Genomic DNA, 16,933 nt, shown 5'->3' on the forward strand with positions numbered 1-16,933 from the left:
ATTCGGGTGCGCCAAGCAACAGTTTGTATTGATCAATCAGCACTTCAATATAATTTAAACCGTGTCAAACAACTTGCCCCTAACGCAAAAATCGTCAGTATGGTGAAAGCAAATGCTTATGGACATGGTATCAAAGACTGTCTTGCAGCCTTAAATAGTAGCGATGCTTTTGGTGTCGCCTGCTTACAAGAAGCATTGGAAATTCGTGCTTTAGGCTATGAACAGCCAATTACATTAATTGAAGGGATATTTTCTGCTGATGAAATGCAGACCGTCCTTGCAGAAAAGCTGGAATGTGTTGTACATCAGCCACAACAAGTGAATTGGTTACTGGCTCATCAAGAACAATACACGGCCCTTGGACTCAAAGTCTGGATTAAGCTTAATAGTGGCATGAACCGATTAGGTTTTAAAGCCAGTGAAATTATTGCTGTCATTAATACCTTAAAAGCAGCAGGCTTTATCTGCGTATTAACCATGCATTTTGCCAATGCCGATGCCGACCACCCTTTAAATGAACAACAAATTGCTCAGTTTATTGATATAAAACAAAGTTGTGCTCCAATTCTTGCTTCATGTTGTAATTCAGCTGCAATTTATCGTTGGCCTGAACTCCATTTTGATTATGTGCGCCCAGGCATTATGTTATATGGTGCAACACCTTTTGCTGATCGGACTGTAAAAGATTTAGATTTACAGCCTGTGATGACTTTGAGTGCAGAAGTTATTGCATTGAATCATATTCAAAAAGGCGAAAAGGTGGGCTATGGTTCAACCTATACCGCATTACAAAACATGGATTTAGCCATCGTTTCAATTGGCTATGGAGATGGTTACCCTCGCGCCTATGTCAAACAAAATTATGTTGTGATTCAAGGGAAAATGCTTCCAGTTGTTGGACGTGTCGCAATGGATATGGTTGCCATCGATGTTACCGGTTTAAATGTTGCACTGGGCACATCTGTTGAACTCTGGGGCAAACAACGCCTAGTAGATGACGTTGCTGATGCCAATGGTACCATTGGTTATGAGCTTTTATGCCGTTTAAGCCAACGCCCTCATCGAACTGTTGAATAAGCAAAAATGACTTTAGGTACTGCTCCGCTTTGTGAGCGGTATCTATAGTTTTATGGCTTGGTCAACTGACCTACGTCTATAACTGCTGATCTGGAATGCGATATAGCAACTGTAAAAAATTCTGTAATGATGCTTGCTACAATAATATGGGATTAAATGTGCTAGATCCCAATTGTGCAAAATAATGTTATATGTCTGAATGTTTACCCATATATTTGATACTCCAATCTGGAAAATGAAAATCAGTCTGTATTTGTTGTTGCAACAATATACTTAAATCATAGTGCCGCTGATCTTGTTTTATTTTATTCAATAAATTTAAAACCGAATCTTGTTCTCCTTCCACACATTGGAAGAAGCCACCATCTGTATAACACAATCCCCCCTTTGACCTTTAGTTTTACATTAAAATCTATGGCTTCAGATAGAATGTCTCTTAAATCTTGTAGTCGTGTTTCAGAAGGACATTTTGCCTGACTGGCATAGCTGAGTTGGTACATTGTGATTTCCCATCTTATTTTTTTATTCATTGTATAGATAAAAGAACAGCGCGATTTCTCGCGCTATTCCTAGGAAAATAAGTATAAAAACTAATTAAAATAGTCATCTGAAGGATTGGGTAGATTCTGCAATCCACTGCGCAAAGTATCTGACCATTGTTTACTAATATGTTGAAAATAAGGGTCTTCTTCAGTGATTCGTTTGCCTTCAGGAATATGTAAACTATTCTTTTTATAAATGAGCGCATCAAGCGGCATTCCCACCGATACATTTGAACGCAATGTCGAATCGAATGAAATTAAACTACAACGTAAAGCCTCACTCAGTGGCATATCATAACTTAAGGCACGATCAAGAATTGGTTTACCATATTTACTTTCACCAATTTGAAAATACGGGGTATCACTGGTCGCGCAAATAAAATTACCTTGCGGGTAAATGTTATAAAGCTGCATTTCGGCTTGACCGATTTGACCACCAACCAACAAACTACAGTAATAATTACTCTGTTCCTGCGTATTTTCAGTCACATCTGCAATAACCTTTTGCAGAGTGTGTCCAACCAATTCAGCCACTTCGAACATGGTATTTACACTATATAAATTGGGTGTTTGTTGTAATTCCAAATGGTTTTTTAGATGTCCAATGACTGCCTGCGTTGTGGCCAGATTACCTGAGGTTTGAATCGTAATAAAACGTTCATTTTCGATTCCAAAAGTATAAAGCTTTCGGAATACTGAAATATGATCTACGCCAGCATTCGTACGCGTATCACTGATAAAGACGAGACCATCTTTTAATCTAAGCGCACAACAATAAGTCATCTCTTCCCCTTAACTTACATTAACATGCAAGTACTTGAACAATTGAGTGCATCGTTTCAATTCCCCCTTTTTCGCGCACTCCACGAATTGGGGCAACATCCCAATAATCTCGACCAATTGCCACATAAATATGCTTGTCTGGGCTAAAAATCTGGTTACTGATATCGAAACAATACCATGTGTTTCCTAGAAATACTTCTGCCCATGCGTGACTGGCAAGGTGTGATGTATTTGGCACAAATAAATAACCTGAAACATAGCGTGCTGGCAAGCCCAAAGCTTTGCACAAAGCAATAAAAACATGACTATGGTCTTGGCATACCCCCTGACGATTATGAAATGCTTCAATGGCAGAAGTATTGACTGAAGTCTGATTTGGAATATAAGGAATATGCTGCAAAATAGCTTCAGACAGTTTCACCAAATTTTCATGGGTGAATTCTGGCACGAAGCGATGAGCAAATTCTTTCATTTCTGCATTGCACATGGTTGTTGGCGTTGGTTGCAGGAATTGATAAGGATTCAAATGATCTGTCAGACTCACCACCGAAGGCTGCTTATTTAGCTCTACAATCCCTTGCGCCATAATTGTTATTTGCTCATAAGCATAACGTTGTGAACTGGTAATCCAGATGTTGTTGAACGCGTCTCTCTTCGTACAGCGCTCACCCGGCACACTCACATCCCAGTAATGTACATTCTGATGTGCATTATTCAATGGTGTCATTTTAATATACTGAATGCTATTACACGCCTGTTCAGTATATTGATAATGAGTTTGGTGATTGATCATGAGTTTCATGCATTCACCTCAAATAAATATTGAATTTGGTCACTAAAGTTATAAAAGTTTATTTGATCAGGTTGAGTTTTAAGTTGTTGCCAAGCCGTATCTAAACTATCCCAACCCATTTGCTCCAAAACTTCTATAAGTGCCGAAATTTGCTCTAAGGTTTGTGTCTGATCTTGCTTTAAGCGAAGTTGTCGATCTAATTGCTCTAAAGTTTGCCCTAAAGAATAGAATAAGAACGTTTCTTCAGGCTCAGCTTCTAACACTTCACGACAATCTGCAATCACATCACAAATACATGTCGAGCTCGTGCTAGCATTCCGAATATATTGATTTAATTCTGCATAGGTTTTTGCAGACAAAATGCCCCTCAATTCTTGAACATTGTCTTTGGCAAACTGAAATTGTTGAATAAATGAATAGGGTTGTTCTGGGTCTAATACCAGTTCATTGAGTGAGCTTGCATCAAATGCAGGTAAACAAAAGGCATGTGCATAAGACACGGCTTTCTGATCATCTATAAATGGAAATTGTTGGCATAAATATTCAATGCGCGTTAAATAACGACCTAACCAAAAAATTTGCTGTGCATTCGTGCTGAGTAAGATCATGAAATTGCTCCTTCATCGTTTTGGTTAATTATGAATGTAGATGATCGACAACCCATGTATCTTTAATGCCACCACCCTGCGAAGAATTCACCACAAGAGAGCCTTCTTGCATAGCCATACGTGTTAAGCCACCCGGTACAATTTCGGTACGATAAGGTGAACTCAGTACAAATGGTCGCAAATCAATATGACGTTCCGACAGCCCTGTATCGCTTAACATCGGACAAACCGACAAATCTAATGTAGGTTGGGCAATATACAAATGTGGCGTTGCCAAAATTTTATCTTTAAAAGTCGCAATTTGCTGTGCAGAAGCATGTGGCCCGATGAGCATGCCATATCCTCCTGAACCCTGTGCTTCTTTCACAACCAGTTGAGCTAAATTGTCTAATACATATTCAAGGTCTTTGCTTTCACGACATTGATAAGTCGGTACATTTTTAAGCACGGGTTGCTCAGCTAAATAGAACTGAATCATTTTATCGACATAAGGATAAATGGATTTGTCATCTGCAACCCCTGTACCAGGTGCATTTGCAATCACCACATTCTTTTGCAAATAGGCAGACATTAACCCCGCAACACCAAGTGTACTGTCAGGCATAAAACACAATGGATCGAGATAATCATCATCAATACGTCGATAAATTACATCAACCCGTTGTTTACCTCGTACGGTTTTGACATAAACCTTATCGTTTTCGACGTAAAGGTCACGCGATGTTACTAAAGGCACACCCATTTCCCTTGCCAAAAAGGAATGCTCATAATATGCGCTATTAAAACGACCTGGAGTTAAAATAACAATGAATGGATTATCGTTAAATGCATTTTCGGCCAATATTTCTTTCAGTAATAATGGATAATGTTCAATGCCTTGCAAGTTATTTTGCAAACATAATTCAGGCATCAGTTTTTGGCTAATTTTTCGGCTTTCCAACATATAAGACACACCCGATGGCGTTCTTAAATTATCTTCCAGCACATAAAACTCTCCATGACGGTCTCGGACAATATCAATTCCGCTAATTTGGCTATAAATTTTACCTTTCAAGCTCTGATTGCACATATGTGGCTGAAAAGCCTCATGCTTGAGAACGTGTAGTTCAGGCACAATACCTGCTTTAAGAATATCTTGCTGATGATAAATATCATGTAAAAAAAGATTCAAGGCTTTGACGCGTTGTGCACAACCGAGTGATATTTTATTCCATTGCTTTTTCACAATTACCCGAGGAATCACATCATAAGGAATGGTACGCTCCGTGCCTTCTGCCTCTCCATAGACCGTAAATGTAATGCCTTCATATAAGAAATGTTCTTTGGCATGCTGATTTAAAGCGTGTAATTCATCTATATTATATTGCGACAACCAGTGTTCAATTTTTGCACATGCCGTTTCGGAAACAGCATGATCATCCAACATTTCATTAAAAAAAACCGAATTTGTTCTCTCAAAAAGTAACTGTGTTTTCTCCTGCGGTTTTGCTACACCCTCCACTTTTACTGTCAATTGCTTACTATTCACTTCTCGTGATAAACCGTTTAACTCTACAATCTCTTTTTCTTTAAGCATATGACCCTCTTTATAGTTATAGCCAAACTCATTTTTATTAAGCAATAAGAATGCCACTCCTTACATCACTTATGCCGAGTCCTTATTAATTCACGCTTTTAGTCCGTACTCAATATCATTTCTGCTTGATCTTATGCCTAAAATTATTGAACTTTCTTTGCCTGATTGGTTGAGAAATGCTTGCCAATTCGGTTAGGTTTTTTTATTGTGTTTAACACTGTTTTATTAATTACCAACTTATTTGTTGTTATTTGAATTATGTCTGCACAAGAAAAAGAAACATCGAATAGCCTTTATCGACAATGGCAAATCCTTTCCCGCCTTTCCGCAGGAAAATGGATGGGTACACGGGAAATACAGGAAATTTTGCAAAGAGAAGGCATCGATATCAGCTTGCGCACCATCCAGCGTGATTTGAATCAGATTTCGCAGCGATTTCCAATTGAGAGCAACAAAACCGTCCCACAAGGATGGCGTTGGCGTTCAGATGCACCGCTTCAAAGCCTGCCGCATATGACCAGTTCTCAAGCCGTCACTTTTATGATGGTAGAGGAGCACTTAAAGCATCTTCTTCCTCCAAGCTTACTCGAAGAGATGAATCCGTGGTTTGATTTGGCACGTCGCAGCTTATCCACCCAAAATAATGTTCGCCAATGGATTAATCGGGTTCGTATTGTACCTGCCAATCAACCATTGATTCCTCCCATGGTTGATCGTGCCGCACAGCAAGCCATTTATGAGGGTCTACTACAAGACAAGCAATTGGAATGTATTTATCAAAAACGCCCACAAGCCGAAGAAAGTATCTATACGCTGAACCCTTTGGCATTGGTACAAAAAGGTGCAACTATTTATTTAATTTGCACCCGCTATGATAAAACCGATATTCAGACCTTTGCCTTGCACCGTTTTAAATCAGCCAAAGTGCTGGATTCTCGTGCATTGCATCCTGTCAATTTCGATATTGATGCATATATTGATTCAGGAGCACTTGGATTTAGAGTTGACTACAACAAACCGACGGATCATGTTGCTTTAAAACTCACCATTCCAGAATGTGAGTCCCATTATTTTGAAGAAAGTCAATTAAGTCGAGATCAAGTGATTACTCCTCTTGAGGATAATCTGGTCCAAATTTCCGCAACTGTGCCGTTTACCTCCCAACTTACATGGTGGCTACGCAGTTTTGGTAATAAAATTCAGAAAATTGAGCCTGAAGAAGTTGAACGTGCAGTCCGACAACAGGACTGAAATGATAGTTGTATAAATTTCTAGGCAAAAAAAAGTCCCAACTCTTGGGACTTTATAATTTTATTGTATTTATCTGTTCTAATTTATAATCTTGCAGGGTTAAAGTCTTAGACATTATGTTTCTAGGCCCCATTTCATAGTGTCTAAATGAGTTGTATTTTTTGCTGCACATGGGATAGTTCAGCAAGCAAGTTCTCCTCGGTTGTATCGAATAGATTTAATGGTCATCACTGGTTTCTCCGCGTGGTTTAAGTTCATTGAATATACTGAATCTTCCACTTGACCTGAAATAAGCAATTGTTCCGATCAAACCATATTTTCTGCTTAAATGAATTTATGCAAATGACTAACGATCCTGATGATAAATGCAACCGTCATCCGCGCATTCATTTCATTCTATTTTAGGAATCAGTATTCTGTTGTTTTTCAATCCAAAGTTCTAAACCATCAAATGTCTTAAAATCATCGATTGCCCGCACATTTAAGTGTGAATAACGTTCCAATAACATTTTACTCAAAGCATTACCTGTTCCTATTTCTAGAACAATATCGGGTTGGTTCTCTTGTATAGCGGTTAAACACGAATCCCAGTCTATGGCATGGTTCATTTGATCAATCAGTGCTTCAACGGCATCGCTGGTTTTATAATATTTATGACCACCCGAACCACCAATAATTGGCGTTCCCAAACGGTTAAATTGATGCTGTACCATGACCTGCCGGTAAGGGGCTACAGCGCAATCCATTAAGGATGTATGTGAAGGAATAGTGACATTCAGTCGCTTTACCGAACGAGTCCCCACTTGTTCAAGTTGTTGTGTCAATTGCTGTAAATTTACTTCTAGACCACCCACAATAAAATGACTATCGCTAATTTTTATTGATAATTCGGTCTCAGTCTTTGCCAAAATCGGTTCTAATCCTGCCCAATTCATGCCCTGAACAGCCAATAAACCACTCGGTTGTTGCACAGCCTTAGACATTAACATGCCTCGCTGTCGGGCTAAATACAGCCCTTGCTCAAAACTAATTTCGGTTGAACAAATCAGTGCGCTCAGCTCACCCAGTGAATACCCTGAAAAACTGATGATTTCATCCAACTTATGCTTTAACTTTTGCCATCGACACCACTGTAGTGCAAAGATAAAGGGTTGAGCAAAATCGTTAGAATATAAGTCTGTCTCAGATAAGTCAGGCTTAAATAACTCAGGCAGATGTTGCTTGAGCTGCAAATTGACATCTAACTCTGTGGCAAGGTCTTTCAATTGCTGAACATGAGCTAAGTTCTGCACCCCTTGCCCACTAAATAATATTGCGAAATTCATGTTCCACCTTCAGCATGAACAAAGTCACCCCCAATAAATCGGCACTCCCCCCCGGACTTAAGCGATGCTGAACGAAATAATCTTCCACTTTAACCACTTCTTGCATCCAATTGTGTTGTAGCACACCGCCTCGCGCTAAAAACTGCTTCGCCATATCTTGCACAATATATAAAGCCGATAAACCGCCACGCCAAACAATATTGGTATCTTGTAAATGAGACATTAATGCAAATAAGGCTTGAAGGGAGGCTCGCTTTTTATCTTCCGTTTTTACATAAATTTCTAAATAATGTGGAACAGCAACATCTAAAACAGTTTTAAAACCTGAAGCGACTTCCTCAATTGCACCTGTAATGCCGTATTGACTGCGCATGCGTTGCCCGTGGCTGTTTGGATTACGCTCTAAATGATGCAGTAATTCCTCTTGCCACGTCTGCTGAATCATACGACCCATGGAAATCGCATTCACAGAAATATCTTGAGCTAAGCATTTTCCTACCGCTGCGCTGGCAAAGCCTAAATTAAAAATTGCCCCTTTGTGGGTATTAATCTGAGCGGTTGCGGTCATCATTTTTTGTTCAGCTTGAATGCCACATTGCTGAATATTTTCAAAAGCAACGTCCTGATAACCGTTTAAACATTGCGATTGAAAATAACCATGTAAAGCATGAATACTGCGCTGAAATAAAGGGAAATCCATATCGGTATGGCTACCCTGCGTACTTGGGCAAACCAAGCCGGGCTTTTGTTCTAAACTGACTTCTTCATAAAGTGCTGTTCGCGCTAAAAGGTCTAATTGCATTGCATACTGTGAAATGTCTAATACACTTTCATGCTTCTGTATAATCTGCATCTTCAAGCGTCCCTTCTAATAATTGTTCTAATCTCAGCATATCCACCCTCTGCAATCCTTTTACAATAATGCTCTGTGCTTGGTCTGGATAAATCATCAGGAGTTCATTAAACGATACATGCCAAGCTGGATGTATTTGAATTTCTCCATCCAAACGTATCTGGCTCAGTGCTTGAGCCTGTTGAAGCAGATTTAGAATCTCAGGAATTTGTGTTAAATTTTTTGGATATAACACCAAATCCAAGTCGGATGTCGGGCGCACATAAGCTTCTTTACTAAGGTATTCATAGGCATAAGACCCGTAGACATACACTTCGCAGCCAAGCAGTTGCAAAGCCTCCGCAAAATCATGAATTACCGTATCTGAAAAGGTGTTTGCATGCTCTTTTAAGAGCGTATGTAAAGATAGTGGTCGGGTGATCAGTTCAATTTCAGCAATATCGACTAAACAGGCAACCCGATATTTGCAACCCTCAACCAAGCAGTTGATCGCCAGCTTAACTTGTCCATCTGCCGAACTTTCCTGCCGACATACCGTCATTGGAATATTCTGACTCAGTAACTGAGACACTTTTTGTTTAGCAGGTTCAGGTAAAGTACTATCCAAAAAATGTAATGTCGCTGAATCATAGAGATAAGCTAAGTCATGACGATCCATTTTCTACTCCTTAGCTCAGTGCCACTTTCTCGACAATTTGATTACAAAGCATACGCCCCTGACGCTGCTGTCCAACGACACGGCGCTGATCTGTCAAATAAGCTTCAAGATGTTGTTGTTGATTTAACAGTGCTTGGCTGACCCAATCGGTGTCCAAGTTTTCCCATACGGCGTTGATTGCGCCCATCTTGTAGAAATTTTCGACTCCTGGTGCAAAGATGGCTGAGCTTTGCGACAGTTGTTTCAGTTTTTCTACAGGAATTTTGGTCACCCGTGCCATCGCGTTCAGGTCCATGACTTTGACTTGAGAATCACTGAGTGCATAGACTTCATTGGCCATTAAGCCATAAGAAAGGAATCCACCACTGACCGCTTGACCGAAAATAATGGCAAGATTGGCATGTCCACTACGGCGTAATAGATCTACACAAGATGCCAAATGTGCAAAAGTACGGTTGAGGCACAACAATTCATCGGCACGGGAAAGATCTTGGCCTTGCGTATCAACAATAAAGACCACGGGAGTTTTATTGCCTTGTTGTACCAATTTTAAAATTTCTGAGGATAATTGAATGGCAATGTCCTGATTGATGGGTGCAGCATTAACCGTACCCAAAATTCGTACTGGCCCTGCGTCTGTCTGCGCATTGCCCTTAATCACATAACCTTCGATTTGATAATCCAGTTGACGCGGGAACAACTGTTGTAAAAGTAATTCTGTATTCATGAGCTCATCCTTGCTTTAACAACACAACTTCATGCGCAGACAACATCGGAATTTTTTCTGGTTGTGTAATTCCCATGTCATGCCAAATCTGTAAACCATCATTTTTACCAAACCAGCGTTGGTACTGCTGCTCAAGCTGTTGCTGTTGCTGCAATAATTGTTCTAAGTCTAAAGGAGCTGCCTTAGCGTCTAGCTGCGTTAAAATCGCATCACGAATATCGGCAATATCATCCTCAACCAAAGCCTGCACATGATTGAGTAAATAACGATGTTTCCCGCCTGTGACACGCCAAACCAAAGCACGATCTTTCGAGTCAAACTCTTCCACACCTTTGACTGTTTCAATCACTTCTGGGCCAGACAGTGCCAAACGTCCTTCTTCGGTCATGATAATGGTACTGCTTAAACACGCACTGATACCCATACCACCAAAAGCACCACAGGTTCCGCCAATCACGGTAATAATCGGAATCCCCGCATTTCGTACTTGCAACATGGCACGCATAATTTCGGAAATGGCGATGAGACCTGCATTGGCTTCATGCAGACGCACACCACCTGAGTCGACAAAAAACAGTACTGCTTGCGCTTGATCTTGAATGGCTTTATGTAAGAGACCGACAATTTTCGCCCCGTGGATTTCACCCACAGCCCCACCCATGAATTGACCTTCTTGGGCCATGATATGTACTGGTGTTCCGTTTACACGCGCTGTACCAATAATCACGCCATCATCAAAACTACCTGGAATATCCAAAGCAGACAGGTGCGGGCTAACCTCCACCTCCGTCGGCTTTAAGATTTCATTAAAACTCTGAGCATCGATGACCGCTTGAATACGTGCACGTGCGGTTTTTTCATAAAAACTATTTTTGAGCATCACTTGATCCATGTTCTATACTCCCTTAAACATAGATATTGCTTGGCTTAAACGTAGGTTCACCACTGCTGGGGTTGCGCCCATATCATTTAACTGAAATTTAAGCCCTGCTACTGCATGACGTTGTGCAAACTCATTCAGCACAGACTGCCAAACATGTTGAAAACCGACGGCTGATGTCGTGACTTCAATCTGACAAATATCCGCCTGATCATGCTGTGAAACCAAGACTTCTAAATTTCCAGAACCGACCACACCACAAATGACCGCCGCTTGTTCAGCGCTCAGTGGCGCTGATTGCAATTCAAATTTTAACTTTTCCATCTCGATCACCAGTTTCTAAAGCGACTTGGGGGACTATATAAACCACCCGACCATTTAACTAAATCTTTCACCGATTTTGCCGCTAACAAATCACGACTGACCTGTGTTGGATCGATACCCAAATCTTCTGGACGTTGAATAATGCCACGCTGACGTAATTCTTCCACTTTGGCCTCATCACGCTGCATCCCCACTGGGGTATAACCTGCCACACCACGAATGGCTTGTTCCCGTTCTTCTGGAGTCCGACATAACAGCAAGTTGGCAATCCCTTCTTCCGTCACAATATGCGTTACGTCTTCGCCATAAATCATGATTGGCGGCAGTTCGCTGTCCATTTTGTCCTGTAACTGCCACGCATCTAACTCTTCCACAAAAACGGGATGCATATGTTCACGGTATGTTTCGACCAATTGCACGACCAACTTACGCCCTTTAATCAGTTTACCGTCGACCGCTTCACGGCCAGCTTTGGTATAGGCATAACTGGCATGACGGCGTCCATGCGGGTCAGAGCCCATATTCGGCGCGCCACCAAAACCAGAAATACGGTCTACCGTGGCGGTTGAGCTGTTGCCTTGTAAATCAATCTGTAAAGTCGAACCAATGAACAGATCACAGGCGTATAAACCTGCGGTTTGACTAAAGGCACGATTGGAGCGCATGCTGCCATCACTGCCTGTAAAAAAGACATCTGGACGTTCTTTAATATAGTCTTCCATCCCGACTTCAGAACCGAAGCTATGAATAGATTCGACAAATCCACTTTCAATCGCTGGAATTAAAGTCGGGTGCGGATTCAAAGCCCAATTGGTACAGATCTGCCCCTTTAGTCCTAAGGATGCCCCATACGTAGGTAGTAAAAGTTCTATCGCCGCGGTATCAAAGCCAATGCCATGATTTAAGCGTTGAATTTGATACGGCGCATAGATGCCTTTAATGACCATCATCGCCATTAAAATTTGCACTTCGGTAATTTGTGCAGGATCACGGGTAAATAACGGTTCTATATAGTTGTGCTTGGGACTTTCAATATAAAAATCGACCCAATCCGCAGGCACATCGACACGTGGTAACTTATCGACAATTTCATTGACCTGTGCAATCACAATGCCGCTTTTAAATGCAGTCGCTTCAATAATTGCAGGGGTATCTTCGGTATTCGCACCCGTATAGAGGTTGCCCTCACGGTCTGCCGCATGTGCTGTGATTAAACATACATTTGGCGTGAGGTCGATAAAGTAGCGACCATATAACTCTAAATAGGTATGAATTGATCCAATACTAATTTTTTGCTGCTGAACCAATTGAGCCAGACGCAAACTCTGTGGGCCAGCAAAGGAAAAATCAACCTTAGAGGCAATGCCTTTTTCAAAGACATCTATGTGGCTGGGTAAAGCCAATACAGACTGTACAATATGTAAATTATTCACCACATCTGGATTACATTGACTTAAGCTCTTGGAGAGAAAATCGGCCTGCTTTTGGTTATTACCTTCCAAACAAACGCGATCACCACTGGAAATCACCGTTTCCAAAAGTTCAATCACCCGAGCATGCTCAACTTGTTTTGCAAAACCTTTTTCTTTGGCAAGATTCAGTTTTTCTTGTCGACGGGTGCGCTGCTTATCCCATAAGCGTGTCTTAACCATTTGGTTCATGGGGTCACCTTTATGCTGTGCTTAGCCGAAGATGGCATTAATTGTGAGAAAAAATACAGATGGCCCAAGTAAACAACCAAGACCGGTATAGAAGGTTGCGACCAATGCACCATAGGGTACTAAACGCACATCAGTTCCTGCCAAACCTGCTGCTGTACCACTAGTCGTTCCCGCCATTCCACCAAAAACCATGGCAGAACGTGGACTTTTGAGATACATAAATTTTGCGAACAACGGCGTACCCACCATGAAAAACACCGCCTTGATCAAACCAATTGCAATCGATAATGCAATCACTTCTGAGCTTGCACCAATGGCTGAACCTGTTACTGGTCCAACGATATAGGTCATCGCACCTGCGCCAATCGTGGTCATCGAAACGGGATCTTTATAGCCCATCAACCACGCCACCATTGCACCAATCAAAAATGGAATCACGCAGCCAAGTGCAAGCGCGATCAAGCCCACCTTTCCTGCTTTTTTCACTTCTTTGACGTCGACTTCAAACGCCGTTGATGCAATGGCCAAGTCACGAATCATGGCACCACCGAGTAAAGCAAAACCTGAGAAAATGGCGATATCTGAAATGCCCTTTTCACCTTGAGTATAAATCCCTGCAAAATAAGCCAAGACTAGCCCCATAGTGATGGCGATGGCTGAGCTTTGTAACTTCCCTTTGGTGAGATATTTCGACAAAAGATGCGACACATACATCATCAAACCAGTCATTGCGAGCGCCGCGACGAGGGCATTTTTGGTAAAAACCGTAATTATTTCTTCCATTGTGTTTCTTCCTTGTAACCGTACAACTGATTGTTATTTCGTGTTATGACAACACCCTTGTCCTTAAGTGGCTTTTTCAGTCTGCTCTACAGCCCATTCATAGCTTTCATAGTCGCCACTGGATTTATTCAACCAACGAATCACCAAGACGGTGCCAATCAAAGACGCAAGCGAAACAATCAGACCCAACATCCCGCCTGACATAGCAGCAACGACGTTTTGGCCTGCCGACATTGCAACGACAATCGGGATATACATACCTGACCAGTACAACACACCAAATTGAGTCACTTGAGGTAAGTGCCCGCGTTTAGCTAACAGTTCCTTCGATAGAATTAATAAAATCATGGCGATGGCCACACCACCTACATTGGCTTGAACACCGAGGGCAATGCCGAGTGCATTGCCTAGATAAACACCAAGTAAATGGCAGACTGCCAATATAGCTGTTCCGTAAATAATCATTGCTGAATCCTCCCTGGATCATGCAGCGCTTCTAATAATCTGACTTATAATTTGCTATAGTTATAGCTTATCTGTATCCAGTGTACAATATTTTGTACTCAAATAAACATAAATTGTATACAATTTTTGGTGATGTATGACTTCAATTGCGGAACTTCCTCTTTCTATTCAAATTAGTAAAAAGTTAGAGGATGATATTATTTATGGCTTTTTCCTGCCCGGAACTAAGCTAGATGAACAAGAGCTTTGCGAACGCTATGGGGCTTCACGTACCCCGATTCGTGAGGCATTAAAGCTATTGGCCGCTGAAGGATTGGTGGAAATTCGTCCACGTCGTGGCGCAATTATTCCAGCCATTAACTCACTCACCCTCTGTGAAATGTTCGAGGTAATGGCTGAGTTAGAAGCCATGTGTGGACGTTTGGCAGCACGTCGCATTCAACCTGAAGAAAAACAAGAATTACAGCGCTTACATCAGTTATGTCAGGACTATTTAAAGCAAAATGATTCGGAAAATTATTATGAGGCCAACCGTTTATTTCACTTTGCCATTTATCAAGCCAGCCATAATGCCTTTTTAATTGAGCAAGCGTGTACTTTGCACAAACGTTTGCATCCCTATCGTCGTCTACAACTCCGCGTCAACCATCGAATGAATCATTCTTTTTCAGAGCATAGCGCAATTTTAGACGCCATTTTTGCAGGTCATGAACAAGAAGCTGAGGCTTTGCTGAAAGCACATGTGGTCATACAAGGTGAGAAATTTACGGATTTTATTTCGACAATCGAGAGCATTCAGCTCAAAAGTTAGTCTTTTGTAGAGATTCGAGCACCAATCTGGGTGCTCCTCAGTTCAGCCACTTAAAACGGCTCCTGTTTATGAAGCCGTCGTGATTTTTGAATGATTTAACTCTGCAAAACTTTGAATTTTATCAATGTCTTTTTGAATCGAACTCGACACCACATTGGGTAATATCTGATTCACTTTGACAAAGATTTTTTCAGGATACCCGACTTGATAGTACAACTTGTCGTTCTGTAAAAATTGATACAACTCTTCAGCTACAAAAACAGGACTATCCATTTTTACACCCAACTTGGCATTCATTTCTACCACCACTGGACTGTTCATGGTGGTAGCGGTTGCCCGAGGTGAAAAGTATTTAAACTGAATTGGTGAGTTGGAATATTCACGTGCCAAGGCTTCGGTTGCACCGCGCAAGGCAAATTTACTGGCACAGTAGCTCACATAACCTGGATAACCAATGCTGCCAAAAGTCGATCCCATATTAATAATCTGGCTTGGTGCGGTTTGTGACATTAAAGGAATAATTTTCTGAATTAATTGTAGTGGGTACACCACATTAATCAGCATCATTTGTTCAATCGCTTCACTCGACTGGTGGCTAAACAAAGAAAAATCATTCACCCCTGCATTGTTAATATAATAATTGATCTGAATCTTTTGCTGCGTCAGTGCTTGGATAAATTGCTCACAGCTATCAGGATCACTCAAATCGCAACACAGACTTTGTAGCTTTAATTGCGGATATTGCGCGTGAAGTTCTGACTGCATGGTTTGCAATGCTTTGGCATTACGTGCCACCAAAACTACATTCACATTGTTTTTGCATAAATTCTCAACGATGGCTTTACCTATTCCACCTGTTGCCCCAACAATCACTGCGGTTAAATTTGACATAACCCTATTCCTTTTCATTGTATTAAGACTTAGTGCTTAAAATGTTTCGTTCAATCCTAAACCCATACTGATATAGAGTTTACGCTGCTCAAGAGGGACTAAAATTTCACGTCGACCATGCATAAAACGTTTGTTGTCGATGATCGCAACATCACCATCTTGCCAGTCAATTTCCTGCGTATGCTGTTCACACAGTTCCGCAAGTTCAGCAATCAGTTCTTCGCTAATAATGCTGCCATCCGCAAAGGTGAATTCCGGTTTTTGATAATTATAAGATGGTCCTAAAATGGTATTGGCAAATGCAGGGACACCTTTCAAATTATCTCGGCGAATCATATTCATTTGCAGGTGGTATTCCACACCTTCATCGTGAGATGGAGTAATCGCTTGTCCTGGAATCATCTGAATAAATTGGTTTAAATCCGCCCATGTCACCGTCTCCGCTTCCGCAATATTGAAAGCAGTCGCCACATATTTCTGCCAAATCTGTTTTGGTAAATAACGGCTGATGGTCATTGGTGCTGCAAACTTTTGTTTTAATGGATCAGATAAGTTTTTCCATACCGCATGTCCATCACACACAGTGGTTTGCGAACCTTGGGAAGCGCTAACTTCACTAAAAAAAGCAATAATATCTGGAGGTAATGGCGTTGAACCATTTTCAATATGCAACCCAACAGCCTGAGTGCCTGCATCCACTTTCTGAGACTGTTGTGTGATATTTTCACGGGCAGGGTCATAGGTCAGCTTTTGGCATAAGGCTGTCATCAATTCACTAAAACGGTGCACGTCATAATGTTCATGTCTGAGTAAAATCCAACCTTGCTCACGTAAGGTATTCTTGATTTCTGCATGACTTGAAGCTGAGTAACTACGACTCTGCTCAAGGTCAAATATGGATTGTTCAATATTCATATCTTTACTC

The 16,933-nt window shown here is 41.2% G+C and carries 19 protein-coding genes; 3 read left to right on the plus strand and 16 right to left on the minus strand.

Features of this window, described 5'->3' with window-relative positions; translation table 11 throughout:
* Positions 1-6 precede the first annotated feature (6 nt).
* Complete coding sequence (gene alr / locus DCO44_RS04695) at positions 7-1,077, plus strand: alanine racemase (RefSeq protein WP_116759549.1); 1,071 nt, start codon at positions 7-9, stop codon at positions 1,075-1,077.
* Between the two features lie 187 nt (positions 1,078-1,264).
* On the opposite strand, the gene DCO44_RS16980 is transcribed toward alr, so the two are convergent.
* The 5 genes from DCO44_RS16980 to DCO44_RS04720 all read right to left on the minus strand — a co-directional run bounded on the left by DCO44_RS16980 (position 1,265) and on the right by DCO44_RS04720 (position 5,379).
* A complete protein-coding gene (locus DCO44_RS16980; protein WP_116759551.1) occupies positions 1,265-1,456 on the minus strand; it encodes a BLUF domain-containing protein in 192 nt (63 codons plus the stop codon).
* Positions 1,457-1,667: 211 nt separating this feature from the next.
* Complete coding sequence (locus DCO44_RS04705; protein ID WP_116759553.1) at positions 1,668-2,402, minus strand: proteasome-type protease; 735 nt, start codon at positions 2,400-2,402, stop codon at positions 1,668-1,670.
* 19 nt (positions 2,403-2,421) lie between these two features.
* Positions 2,422-3,204 carry a transglutaminase family protein gene (locus DCO44_RS04710; protein WP_116759555.1) on the minus strand — a complete coding sequence of 261 codons (783 nt, stop codon included), beginning with the start codon at positions 3,202-3,204 and terminating at the stop codon, positions 2,422-2,424.
* On the minus strand, positions 3,201-3,803 hold the full coding sequence (locus DCO44_RS04715) for an alpha-E domain-containing protein (RefSeq protein ID WP_116759557.1): 603 nt from the start codon (positions 3,801-3,803) through the stop codon (positions 3,201-3,203). Before DCO44_RS04715 ends, DCO44_RS04710 begins: the two co-directional genes overlap by 4 nt.
* Before the next feature lie 28 nt (positions 3,804-3,831).
* The gene (locus DCO44_RS04720; protein WP_116759713.1) at positions 3,832-5,379 is read right to left on the minus strand and encodes a circularly permuted type 2 ATP-grasp protein; all 1,548 of its coding nucleotides are present in this window, start codon (positions 5,377-5,379) and stop codon (positions 3,832-3,834) included.
* Between the two features lie 258 nt (positions 5,380-5,637).
* On the opposite strand from DCO44_RS04720, the gene DCO44_RS04725 reads away from it, so the two are divergent.
* On the plus strand, positions 5,638-6,630 hold the full coding sequence (locus DCO44_RS04725; RefSeq protein WP_116759559.1) for a helix-turn-helix transcriptional regulator: 993 nt from the start codon (positions 5,638-5,640) through the stop codon (positions 6,628-6,630).
* Positions 6,631-7,031: 401 nt separating this feature from the next.
* Here the strand turns inward: DCO44_RS04725 and DCO44_RS04730 are convergent, their stop codons facing one another.
* From DCO44_RS04730 to madL, 9 genes are all read right to left on the minus strand, one after another.
* Positions 7,032-7,955 (minus strand): ACP S-malonyltransferase, encoded by a 924-nt coding sequence (locus DCO44_RS04730; protein ID WP_116759561.1) that lies wholly within the window; start codon positions 7,953-7,955, stop codon positions 7,032-7,034.
* Positions 7,933-8,808, minus strand: coding sequence for a triphosphoribosyl-dephospho-CoA synthase MdcB (mdcB, locus tag DCO44_RS04735; protein ID WP_116759563.1), 876 nt, complete (start codon positions 8,806-8,808; stop codon positions 7,933-7,935). The genes DCO44_RS04730 and mdcB overlap by 23 nt, the downstream gene beginning before the upstream one ends.
* Positions 8,786-9,466, minus strand: a complete 681-nt coding sequence (mdcG, locus tag DCO44_RS04740) for a malonate decarboxylase holo-[acyl-carrier-protein] synthase (RefSeq protein WP_116759565.1) — start codon at positions 9,464-9,466, stop codon at positions 8,786-8,788. The genes mdcB and mdcG overlap by 23 nt, the downstream gene beginning before the upstream one ends.
* Before the next feature lie 10 nt (positions 9,467-9,476).
* On the minus strand, positions 9,477-10,193 hold the full coding sequence (gene mdcE / locus DCO44_RS04745; protein WP_116759567.1) for a biotin-independent malonate decarboxylase subunit gamma: 717 nt from the start codon (positions 10,191-10,193) through the stop codon (positions 9,477-9,479).
* 4 nt (positions 10,194-10,197) lie between these two features.
* Positions 10,198-11,085 (minus strand): biotin-independent malonate decarboxylase subunit beta, encoded by an 888-nt coding sequence (locus DCO44_RS04750; RefSeq protein WP_116759569.1) that lies wholly within the window; start codon positions 11,083-11,085, stop codon positions 10,198-10,200.
* A 3-nt stretch (positions 11,086-11,088) separates the two neighbouring features.
* Positions 11,089-11,397 (minus strand): malonate decarboxylase acyl carrier protein, encoded by a 309-nt coding sequence (gene mdcC / locus DCO44_RS04755; protein WP_016166424.1) that lies wholly within the window; start codon positions 11,395-11,397, stop codon positions 11,089-11,091.
* 5 nt (positions 11,398-11,402) lie between these two features.
* A complete protein-coding gene (mdcA, locus tag DCO44_RS04760; protein WP_116759571.1) occupies positions 11,403-13,058 on the minus strand; it encodes a malonate decarboxylase subunit alpha in 1,656 nt (551 codons plus the stop codon).
* A gap of 21 nt (positions 13,059-13,079) precedes the next feature.
* Positions 13,080-13,841, minus strand: a complete 762-nt coding sequence (madM, locus tag DCO44_RS04765; protein ID WP_116759573.1) for a malonate transporter subunit MadM — start codon at positions 13,839-13,841, stop codon at positions 13,080-13,082.
* Positions 13,842-13,904: 63 nt separating this feature from the next.
* Positions 13,905-14,306: a malonate transporter subunit MadL gene (gene madL, locus DCO44_RS04770; RefSeq protein ID WP_116759575.1), complete on the minus strand. Its 402-nt coding sequence runs from the start codon at positions 14,304-14,306 to the stop codon at positions 13,905-13,907.
* 136 nt (positions 14,307-14,442) lie between these two features.
* Here madL and DCO44_RS04775 point away from each other — a divergent pair, with 136 nt between their 5' ends.
* The gene (locus DCO44_RS04775; RefSeq protein ID WP_116759577.1) at positions 14,443-15,117 is read left to right on the plus strand and encodes a GntR family transcriptional regulator; all 675 of its coding nucleotides are present in this window, start codon (positions 14,443-14,445) and stop codon (positions 15,115-15,117) included.
* A 66-nt stretch (positions 15,118-15,183) separates the two neighbouring features.
* Here DCO44_RS04775 and DCO44_RS04780 read toward each other — a convergent pair whose 3' ends face one another.
* Together DCO44_RS04780 and DCO44_RS04785 are read right to left on the minus strand one after the other, a co-directional pair.
* Entirely contained in the window at positions 15,184-16,008 is an 825-nt protein-coding gene (locus tag DCO44_RS04780; RefSeq protein WP_116759579.1) for an SDR family oxidoreductase, read from the minus strand.
* 36 nt (positions 16,009-16,044) lie between these two features.
* Positions 16,045-16,923: a TauD/TfdA family dioxygenase gene (locus DCO44_RS04785; protein ID WP_116759581.1), complete on the minus strand. Its 879-nt coding sequence runs from the start codon at positions 16,921-16,923 to the stop codon at positions 16,045-16,047.
* Between the last annotated feature and the right edge of the window lie 10 nt (positions 16,924-16,933).

Source organism: Acinetobacter sp. AM (assembly GCF_003105055.1).
In the GTDB taxonomy this organism is placed as follows: domain Bacteria; phylum Pseudomonadota; class Gammaproteobacteria; order Pseudomonadales; family Moraxellaceae; genus Acinetobacter; species Acinetobacter tibetensis.